Raw genomic sequence first — 10,016 nt, forward strand, 5'->3', positions numbered from 1 at the left:
ACGCGCGGCTGCGCGCGCTGCCGCGTCGGCGTCCGTTGCGCGGCGGCTGGCTGCGCAGTGCCTGCCTGTGGCTGGCGTTTTTATTGCCGATCGCTGTGGCGCAGGCCGAGGACGGCTACGATCTATGGTTGCGCTACCAGCCGCTGGCCGAGGCGCAGGCCGCGCCGTGGCGCGCGGCCGCCACGCAGCTGGTGGCGGATGCCGACACGCCGATGCAGCGGGCCGCGCGCGACGAGCTGCGCCGCGGCCTGGGCGGCCTGCTCGGCGCCGAGCCGCAGCTGGCGGCCAGCGCGGACCGCGCCGGCGCGATCGTGCTCGGCACCCCGGCCACGCCGGCGGTCGCGCGGCTGCGGCTGGACACGCGCGGCCTAGGCGAGGAGGGCTATCTGATCCGCAGCGTGGTGGTCGAGGGGCGCCCGGTCACCGCGATCGTCGGCGGTGGCGAGCGCGGCGCGCTGTATGCGGCGTTCCGCTTCCTGCGCCTGCTGCAGACCGGCCAGGCGCCGGCGCCGCTGGCGCTGCGCGATGCGCCACGGGTGAAGCTGCGCGTGCTCGATCACTGGGACAACCTGGACGGGGTGGTCGAACGCGGCTACGCCGGCGCCTCGCTCTGGGACTGGCAGAAACTGCCCGGCTACGTGGACCCGCGCTACACCGACTACGCGCGCGCCAACGCCTCGATCGGCATCAACGGCGCGGTGCTGAACAACGTCAATGCCAAGGCGGTGAGCCTGACCCCGGCGTACCTGGACAAGACCGCGGCGCTGGCCGCGGCGCTGCGCCCGTACGGCATCCGCGTGTACCTGAGCGCGCGCTTCAGCGCGCCGATCGAGATCGGCGGACTGCGCACTGCCGATCCGCTGGATCCGGCGGTGCAGCGCTGGTGGCGGGCCAAGGCGGACGAGATCTACGCGCGCATTCCCGATTTCGGCGGCTTCCTGGTCAAGGCCAATTCCGAAGGCCAGCCCGGACCGCAGGACTACGGGCGCAGCCATGCCGACGGCGCCAACATGCTCGCCGACGCGCTGGCGCCGCACGGCGGGGTGGTGATGTGGCGGGCATTCGTCTATTCGCACGAGCAGCCGGACGACCGCGCCAAACAGGCCTACAGCGAGTTCGTGCCGCTGGACGGGAAATTCCGCGACAACGTGGTGGTGCAGGTCAAGAACGGCGCCATCGACTTCCAGCCGCGCGAGCCGTTCCATCCGCTGTTCGGGGCGATGCCGAAGACGCCGCTGATGCTGGAGTTCCAGATCACCAAGGAGTACCTGGGTTTCGCCACGCACCTGGTCTACCTGGGCACGCTGTACCAGGAAACCCTGCAGTCCGACACGCGGCGCGGCAAGCGCGCGACGGTGGCGCGGGTGGTGGAGGGCGTCGTGGATGGGCACGCGCTCAGCGGCATCGCCGGGGTCGCCAACATCGGCGCGGACCGCAACTGGTGCGGCTCGATCTTCGACCAGGCCAACTGGTACGCGTTCGGGCGGCTGGCCTGGGATCCGCAGGGCGATGCGCAGGCCATCGCCGAGGACTGGGTGCGGATGACCTTCGGCAACGATCCGGCGCTGGTCGCGCCGGTGGTCGGCATGATGATGGCCTCGCACCAGGCGGCGGTCGACTACATGACCCCGCTCGGCCTGCATCACCTGATGGGCCGCGGCCACCACTACGGCCCGGCGCCGTGGGACGCGGGCAGCGCGCGGCCGGACTGGGACCCGGTGTACTACCACCGCGCCGACCGCAACGGCATCGGCTTCGACCGCAGCGCGACCGGCAGCAACGCGGTGGCGCAGTACGCGCCGCGGCTGGCACGCCGCTTCGGCGACGTGCGCACGGTGCCGGAGGACTACCTGCTGTGGTTCCACCACGTGTCGTGGGACCACCGCATGGCCTCGGGCCAGCCGCTGTGGAACGCGCTGCTCGGCCGCTACGACCACGGCGTGGCCGAGGTGGCACGGATGCGCGCGACCTGGGCCGGGCTGGCGCCGTACGTGGATGCGCAACGTTATCGCCAGGTCGCCGATTTCCTGGCGATCCAGCAGCGCGAGGCGCAGTGGTGGCGCGACGCCAGCATCGCCTACTGGCAACAGGTGTCGGGCCGTGCGTTGCCGCCAGGCATCGCGCCGCCGCCGCATCCGCTGGCGTATTACCAATCGCTGTCGTTTCCGTACGCACCGGGAAATCCGAAATGACGCCGCACCGCTCCGCTGTCCACATCGCCCGCCGCCTGCTGCTGGCGGCGCTGTGCGTACCCGCGTTCGCGCATGCCGACGACGCGCCGCTGTTGAATGCCCTGTTCCAGGACCACGCGGTGCTGCAGCGCGATGCGCCGATCCGCGTCTGGGGGCAGGCCGCGGCCGGCGAGACGGTGACCGTGCAGCTGGCGCAGCAGCGCGTGCAGGCGCGCGCCGACCGCCAGGGCCGCTGGCAGGCGCAGCTGGCGCCGTTGCCGGCCGGCGGGCCGTACGTCTTGCAGGCCAGCACCGCGCGCGGCCGCGTGCAGCGCGCCGACGACGTGCTCCTCGGCGACGTGTGGCTGTGCTCGGGCCAGTCGAACATGGAGCTGCCGGTGCAGCGCACGCTGGATACGCGCAGCGAGATCGCCGATGCGCAGCAGCCGGCGATCCGCATGTTCAAGGTGCCGGCGCAGTCCAGCCCGACCCCGCAGGCGCAGTTCGGCGGCGCGGCCGCGTGGCAGCCGACCACGCCGGAGACGGTGGGCGCGTTCTCCGCGGCCTGCTATTACTTCGCCCGCGAACTGCGCAAGACCGTGGACGTGCCGATGGGGCTGATCAACGCCTCCTGGGGCGGTTCGCAGATGCAGGCATGGATCGGGGATGCGGCCCTGCGCAAGGTGGACGGCAACGCGCCGGCGCTGGATGTGCTGGCGCGCTACGCCATCGATCCGCAGCAGGCGGCGCCGCGCTGGGGCACGTTGTGGGAAACGTGGTGGCGCGCGCACGGCAGCGGCGCGCCGTGGCAGCCGGACGATGCAGGCGGCGACTGGCGCGACGCGCCTGCGGCGCTGGGCGCCTGGGACGACTGGGGCGTGCCGCAGCTGGTCAATTTCAACGGCATGGTCTGGTACCGCAGCACGGTCACGCTGAGCGCCGAGCAGGCGAAACAGCAGGCGACGCTGGCGTTGGGGCCGGTGGACGAACTCGACCAGACCTGGGTCAACGGCCAGGCGGTGGGCAGCAGCTACGGCGCCGACCAGCCGCGCAGCTACCGCTTGCCGCGCGGTGTGCTGCATGCGGGCAAGAACACCGTGGTGGTCAACGTGTACAACAGCTACCGCCGCGGCGGCCTGCTCGGCGACGCGCAGGCGCAGCAGCTGCAATTGGGCGACGGCAGCCGGGTGGCGCTGGCCGGATGGCAGTACCGCATCGTGCCGCCGCAGCTGGGCACGCCGCCGCGCGCGCCGTGGTCCTCGGCCGCGGGCCTGACCACGCTGTACAACGGCATGATCGCGCCGCTGGGCCGGGTCGGCCTGCGCGGCGTGCTGTGGTACCAGGGCGAATCCAACACCGGCGATGCGGCCGGCTATCCGGCATTGCTCGACGCCTGGCAGCGCGATTGGCGGCAGCGCTTCGGCGCGCAATTGCCGCTGCTGGTGGTGCAGCTGGCCAATTACGGCGCGCCGCCCACCCAGCCGGGCGACAGCGGCTGGGCGCAGCTGCGTGAGGCGCAACGGCGCTTCGTCGCCGCCGATCCGCATGCCGGCCTGGCGGTGGCGATCGACATCGGCGACCGCTACGACATCCATCCGGCCAACAAACAGGAGCTCGGCCGGCGCCTGGCGCGCGCGGCGCGGCACGTGGTCTATGGCGAGGCGTTGGCGCCGTCCGGGCCGGTGCCGCATGCGCTGCGTCGCGATGGCGCGGCGTTGGTGGTCGATTTCGATGACGTCGATGGCGCGTTGCAGACCTATAGCGCGGACGCACCGATCGGGTTCGAACTGTGCGGCGCGGCATCCGGCAGCTGCCGCTATGCGCAGGCCGAACTGCACGGCCGCAGCGTGCGCCTGCTTGTGCCCGCCGGCACCGCGGCTACCCGCGTGCGCTACTGCTGGGCCGACAGCCCGGTGTGCACCCTGTTCGATCGCGCCGGGCTGCCGGCCGGTCCGTTCGAGCTTTCCCTCCCGTCCGCGGCCCATGCGGCCGCGGCTTCTTCCCCGTGAGCGATCCGCGATGACCCAGACTTCCGATAGCGCTTCTTCCGCCCAAGGCTCGGCCCGCGATCGCGAGATCGTCGAGGCGCGGGTCATCGTCACCTGCCCGGGGCGCAATTTCGTCACCCTCAAGATCGTCACCCGTTCCGGCGTGTACGGCCTGGGCGACGCCACCCTCAACGGCCGCGAACTGGCGGTGGCGTCCTACCTGCAGGATCACGTGGTGCCGAACCTGATCGGCCGCGACGCCGGCCGCATCGAGGACATCTGGCAGTTCTTCTACCGCGGCGCGTACTGGCGGCGCGGGCCGGTGACGATGACCGCGATCGCCGCGGTGGACGTGGCGTTGTGGGACATCCTCGGCAAGATGGCCGGCATGCCGCTGTACCAGCTGCTGGGCGGGCGCTCGCGCGAAGGTGCGCTGGTCTACGGCCACGCCAACGGCCGCGACATCGTCGAGACCAGCGAGGAGGTCGCCCGTTTCCGCGAACTCGGCTTCATCGCCATCCGCGCGCAATGCGGCGTGCCCGGGATCAAGAAGACCTACGGCATCTCCAGCGGCGGCAAGCCCTACGAACCGGCCGAGAGCGAACTGCCGACCGAGACCGTGTGGTCCACGCCGCGCTATCTCAGCGTGGTGCCGAAGCTGTTCGAACAGCTGCGCGCCGACCATGGCGACGAGATCGAACTGCTGCACGACGCGCACCACCGCCTGACCCCGATCGAGGCGGCGCGGCTGGCGCGCGACCTGGAGCCGTACCGATTGTTCTGGCTGGAAGACGCTACGCCCGCGGAAAACCAGCGCGCGTTCGAGACCATCCGCCAGCATTCGGTGACGCCGCTGGCGGTGGGCGAGGTGTTCAATTCGATCTGGGACTGCAAGCACCTGATCGAGCGGCAGCTGATCGACTACATCCGCACCACCATCGTGCACGCCGGCGGCATCACCCACGTGCGCCGGCTGGCCGACTTCGCCGCGCTGCACCAGGTGCGCACCGGCTTCCACGGCGCCACCGACCTGTCGCCGGTGTGCATGGGCGCGGCGCTGCACTTCGACACCTGGGTGCCGAACTTCGGCATCCAGGAATACATGTTCCACTCCGACGAGGCCAACGCGGTGTTCCCGCACGACTACAGCTTCCACGCCGGCCGCCTGCATTGCGGCGAAACGCCCGGGCATGGCGTGGACATCGACGAAACCCTGGCTGCACGTTATCCGTACGCGCCCAAGCAGCTGCCGGTGGCGCGGCTGGAAGACGGCGCGATGTGGGACTGGTGAGGCGCATGCGCTGGGGACGCGCACTGGTTGGGGCGCTGCTGTGTGTCGTGGCGATGCAGACGGCATCGGCGCAGCGCGGGCGGGCCGCCGACATCGCCGAATTCGACTGGTTCGAGTACCGCGGCGACGACGCGGTGTTCGCCACGCCGTTGCCGCCCGGCCACTACCGCAATCCGGTGCTGGCCGGCTTCTATCCCGATCCCAGCGTCGTCCGTGCCAGCGACCGCTACTACCTGGTCAATTCCACCTTCGCCTATTTCCCGGCGCTCCCGGTGTTCGAGAGCCGCGACCTGGTGCACTGGCGGCAGGTCGGCAACGTGGTCGAGCGCGCCGGGCAACTGGACTACGACGGGCTGCGCGTGTCGCGCGGTATGTTCGCCGCCAGCATCGCGCACCATGACGGCCGCTTCTACGTGGTCGGCACCGCGGTGGACAGCGGCGGCAACTTCATCGCCACGGCGGACGACCCGGCCGGGCCGTGGTCGCCGCTGCACTGGCTGCCGGACATCGACGGCATCGACCCGTCGCTGTTCTTCGACGACGACGGCACCGCCTACCTGCTCAACAACGGCCCGCCCGACGGCGCGCCGCTGTACGAAGGCCACCGCGCGATCTGGATGCAGCGCTTCGACCTGGCGCGGATGCAGCCGGTCGGCCCGCGCAAGGTGCTGGTCAACGGCGGCACCGACCTGGCCAGCAAGCCGATCTGGATCGAGGGCCCGCACCTGTACAAGCGCGACGGCTGGTACGTGCTGTCCTGTGCCGAAGGCGGCACCGGCCCGCAGCATTCGCAAGTGGCGCTGCGCAGCCGCACGCCATGGGGACCGTACGTGCCGGCGCCGCACAATCCGATCCTGACCCAGCGCGACCTGCCCGCCGAACGCGCCGACCCGATCACCAATGCCGGCCATGCCGACCTGGTCGAAGGCCCCGACGGGAAGTGGTGGGCGCTGTTCCTGGCCAGCCGCCCGTACGCGGGCGAGCGCTACAACACCGGCCGCGAGACCTTCCTGCTGCCGGTGACCTGGCACGACGGCTGGCCGTCGATCCTGCCCGCCGGGCAGCCGATTCCCTACGTCGCGCCAGGCCCGGCCGGACTGCGCGCCGATGCCGACGCTGCACCGCTGACCGGCAACTTCACCTGGCGCGATGGCTTCGATGCACCGCAGCGCGATCGCCGCTGGCTGCTGTTGCGCACGCCCAAGCGCGAATGGCTCGACCTGCGCGCGCGCCCGGGCTGGCTGACGCTGCAACCCGATACGCAAGGCCTGGACGGCAGCGGCAATCCCGCGTTCCTGGGTTACCGGCAGCAGCACACGCGCTTCGACGCCAGCACCGCCGTGCAGGTGCCGGCGCAGCCGGGCCTGGTCGCCGGCCTGGCCGCGTTCCAGAATGCCGATGCCTGGTACGTGCTCGGCGTGCGCCACCGTGGCGGGCGCGCCGAAGTGTTCCTCGACAAGCGCGACGGCAAGCGCACCACCACCGTCGCGCGCAGGACGGTCGATGCCAAGGGCGCGCTGCGCCTGAAGATCGCCGGCGACGGCGGCCGCTATGCCTTCGCCTTCGCCGCCGATGGCCAGGACTGGCAGTGGCTGCGCCGCGACGACGATGCGGCGATGCTCAGCACGGCCGTGGCCGGCGGTTTCACCGGCACCACCCTCGGGCCGTACGCCCGCCGCGAACCGGATCGATCCAGCAAGGAGTAGGCAATGCATACCGAGACTGCGCCGTACCAAGGACGTGGCCGCCGCGTCGCGACGCTGGCGTTGCTGTTGGCCATCGCGCCGTGCGCGGCATCCGCGGCCGAAGCGCCGCCGCCGTACCTGGACACCCAGCGCAGCTTCGAGCAGCGCGCCGCCGACCTGGTGTCGCGGATGACGCTGGAGGAAAAGGCCGCGCAGATGCAGAACGCCGCGCCGGCGATCCCGCGCCTGGGCGTGCCGGCCTACGACTGGTGGAACGAGGCGCTGCACGGCGTGGCCCGCGCCGGCGGCGCCACGGTGTTCCCGCAGGCGATCGGCATGGCGGCCACGTTCGATGTGCCGCTGATGCACGACGTCTCCACCGCGATCAGCGACGAGGCGCGCGCCAAGCACCACGAGGCCCTGCGCCACGATCAGCACGCGCGCTACCAGGGGCTCACGTTCTGGTCGCCGAACATCAACATCTTCCGCGACCCGCGCTGGGGCCGCGGCCAGGAGACCTACGGCGAGGATCCGTTCCTCACCGCGCGCATGGGCGTGACCTTCGTGCAGGGTTTGCAGGGCGAGGGCGCGGATGTGCCGAAGAACGCGCAGGGCGAGGCCTATCGCAAGCTCGACGCCACCGCCAAGCACTTCGCCGTGCACAGCGGCCCGGAGGCCGACCGTCACCACTTCGACGCGCACCCGTCGCAGCGCGATCTCTACGAGACCTACCTGCCGGCGTTCGAAGCGCTGGTCAAGGAAGGGAAGGTGGATGCGGTGATGGGCGCCTACAACCGCGTGTTCGGCGAATCGGCCAGCGCCAGCAAGTTCCTGCTGCGCGACGTGCTGCGCGACACCTGGGGCTTCGACGGCTACGTGGTGTCCGACTGCTGGGCGATCGTGGACATCTGGAAGAACCACAAGATCGTCGCCACCCGCGAGGAAGCCGCCGCGCTGGCGGTGAAGAATGGCACCGAGTTGGAATGCGGCGAGGAGTACTCGACGCTGCCGGCCGCCGTGCGCAAGGGGCTGATCAGCGAAGCCGAGGTCGACAAGGCACTGCAGAAGCTGATGTATTCGCGCATGCGCCTGGGCATGTTCGACCCGCCGGACAAACTGCGCTGGGCGCAGATTCCCATCTCGGCCAACCAGTCGCCCGAACACGACGCGTTGGCGCGGCGTACGGCGCGCGAATCGCTGGTGCTGCTGAAGAACGACGGCGTGCTGCCGTTGTCGCGCGCGAAGATCAAGCGCATCGCCGTGATCGGCCCCACCGCCGACGACACCATGGCGCTGCTCGGCAACTACTACGGCACGCCGGCCGCGCCGGTCACCGTGCTGCAAGGTATCCGCGAGGCAGCGCCTGATGCCGAAGTGCTCTACGCGCGCGGCGCCGACCTGGTCGAAGGCCGCGACGATCCCGCCGCCACGCCCCTGATCGAACCGCAATACCTGCGCCCAGCGGCCGATTCGCCCGAGCGCGGATTGCGCGGCGAATACTTCCGCAACCGCGACCTATCCGGTGCCCCGGCGCTGGTGCGCACCGATGCGCAGATCGGCTTCAAGTGGGACCGCGGCTCGCCCACCGACAACCTGCTCGCGCGCGGCGAAGCCGGCCCGGACCAGGCCATCCCGGCCGACAACTTCAGCATCCGCTGGAGCGGAAAGCTGGTGCCGCCAGCCACCGGCACCTATCACCTGGAAACCGCGGCCGACGACGGCGTGCGCCTGTACCTGGACGGCAAGCGCCTGATCGACCGCTGGAGCGCCAGCGACCGCCTGCACGCCGACGGCGTCGACGTGCGCCTGGAAGCCGGCCGCAGCTACGACCTGCGCCTGGAGTACTACGAAGGCGAGCGCGATGCCGGCATCCGCCTGGCCTGGCGCCAGCCCGGCGCCAAGCCGCCGCTGGACGAAGCGCTGGACGCGGCACGCCGCGCCGACGTGGTGGTATTTGTCGGCGGCCTGACCGGCGACGTGGAAGGCGAGGAGATGAAGGTCAACTATCCCGGCTTCGCCGGCGGCGACCGCACCGACCTGCGCCTGCCCAAGCCGCAGCGCGACCTGCTCGAAGCGCTGCAGGGCACCGGCAAACCGGTGGTGGCGGTGCTGACCACCGGCTCGGCGCTGGCCATCGACTGGGCGCAGCAGCACGTGCCGGCGATCCTGCTGGCCTGGTACCCCGGCCAGCGCGGCGGCAGCGCCGTGGCCGACGTGCTGTTCGGCGACGCCAACCCCGGCGGCCGCTTGCCGGTGACGTTCTACAAGGAAAGCGAGAAGCTGCCCGCGTTCGACGACTACGCCATGCGCGGCCGCACCTACCGCTACTTCGCCGGCACCGCGCTGTACCCGTTCGGGCACGGCCTGTCGTACACGCAGTTCGCCTATTCCGACCTGCGCCTGGACCGCAGCAAGCTCGCGGCCGACGGCAGCCTGCACGCCACGCTCAAGGTGAAGAACACCGGCCAGCGCGCCGGCGACGAAGTGGTGCAGCTGTACCTGCACCCGCTGTCGCCGAAGCGCGACCGCGCGACCAAGGAACTGCGCGGCTTCCAGCGTATCGCGCTGCAGCCAGGCGAAACCCGCGAAGTAAGTTTCGCCATCTCACCGCAGACCGACCTGCGCATCTACGACGAAGCGCGCAAGGCCTATGTGGTGGACCCGGGCGACTACGAACTGCAGGTCGGCGCCTCCAGCAGCGACATGCGCGTGCGCCAGCGCTTCAGCGTGCAGCCGTCACCCGGAGCGGAGGCAACGCCGCGCAAGTGACCGCGATCGGTGGTGCGAGCAGCCAACGCTCGCACCACCGAAAGAGCGGGCGCGGACGACCGAGATCAGCCCCACGCACGTCACCGACCCGGCACCGCCCCCCGCGATCCCC

The 10,016-nt window shown here is 71.1% G+C and carries 5 protein-coding genes; all 5 read left to right on the plus strand.

Translation table 11 applies throughout. From position 1 onward, the window contains the following. Positions 1 to 17 precede the first annotated feature (17 nt). The 5 genes from JR064_RS14835 to JR064_RS14855 are packed head-to-tail and all read left to right on the plus strand — an operon-like array spanning position 18 to position 9,904. A complete protein-coding gene (locus JR064_RS14835; protein ID WP_425510302.1) occupies positions 18 to 2,192 on the plus strand; it encodes an alpha-glucuronidase family glycosyl hydrolase in 2,175 nt (724 codons plus the stop codon). Further along, a complete protein-coding gene (locus tag JR064_RS14840; protein WP_206230223.1) occupies positions 2,189 to 4,180 on the plus strand; it encodes a sialate O-acetylesterase in 1,992 nt (663 codons plus the stop codon). Before JR064_RS14835 ends, JR064_RS14840 begins: the two co-directional genes overlap by 4 nt. A gap of 10 nt (positions 4,181 to 4,190) precedes the next feature. Beyond that, complete coding sequence (gene manD, locus JR064_RS14845) at positions 4,191 to 5,450, plus strand: D-mannonate dehydratase ManD (protein WP_206230224.1); 1,260 nt, start codon at positions 4,191 to 4,193, stop codon at positions 5,448 to 5,450. A gap of 53 nt (positions 5,451 to 5,503) precedes the next feature. Beyond that, complete coding sequence (locus JR064_RS14850; RefSeq protein ID WP_206230230.1) at positions 5,504 to 7,156, plus strand: glycoside hydrolase family 43 protein; 1,653 nt, start codon at positions 5,504 to 5,506, stop codon at positions 7,154 to 7,156. Between the two features lie 3 nt (positions 7,157 to 7,159). Beyond that, positions 7,160 to 9,904: a glycoside hydrolase family 3 protein gene (locus tag JR064_RS14855; RefSeq protein WP_241093080.1), complete on the plus strand. Its 2,745-nt coding sequence runs from the start codon at positions 7,160 to 7,162 to the stop codon at positions 9,902 to 9,904. The last annotated feature ends 112 nt before the right edge of the window (positions 9,905 to 10,016 follow it).

Origin of the sequence: Xanthomonas bonasiae (assembly GCF_017163705.1) — a bacterium.
GTDB classification, from domain to species: domain Bacteria; phylum Pseudomonadota; class Gammaproteobacteria; order Xanthomonadales; family Xanthomonadaceae; genus Xanthomonas_A; species Xanthomonas_A bonasiae.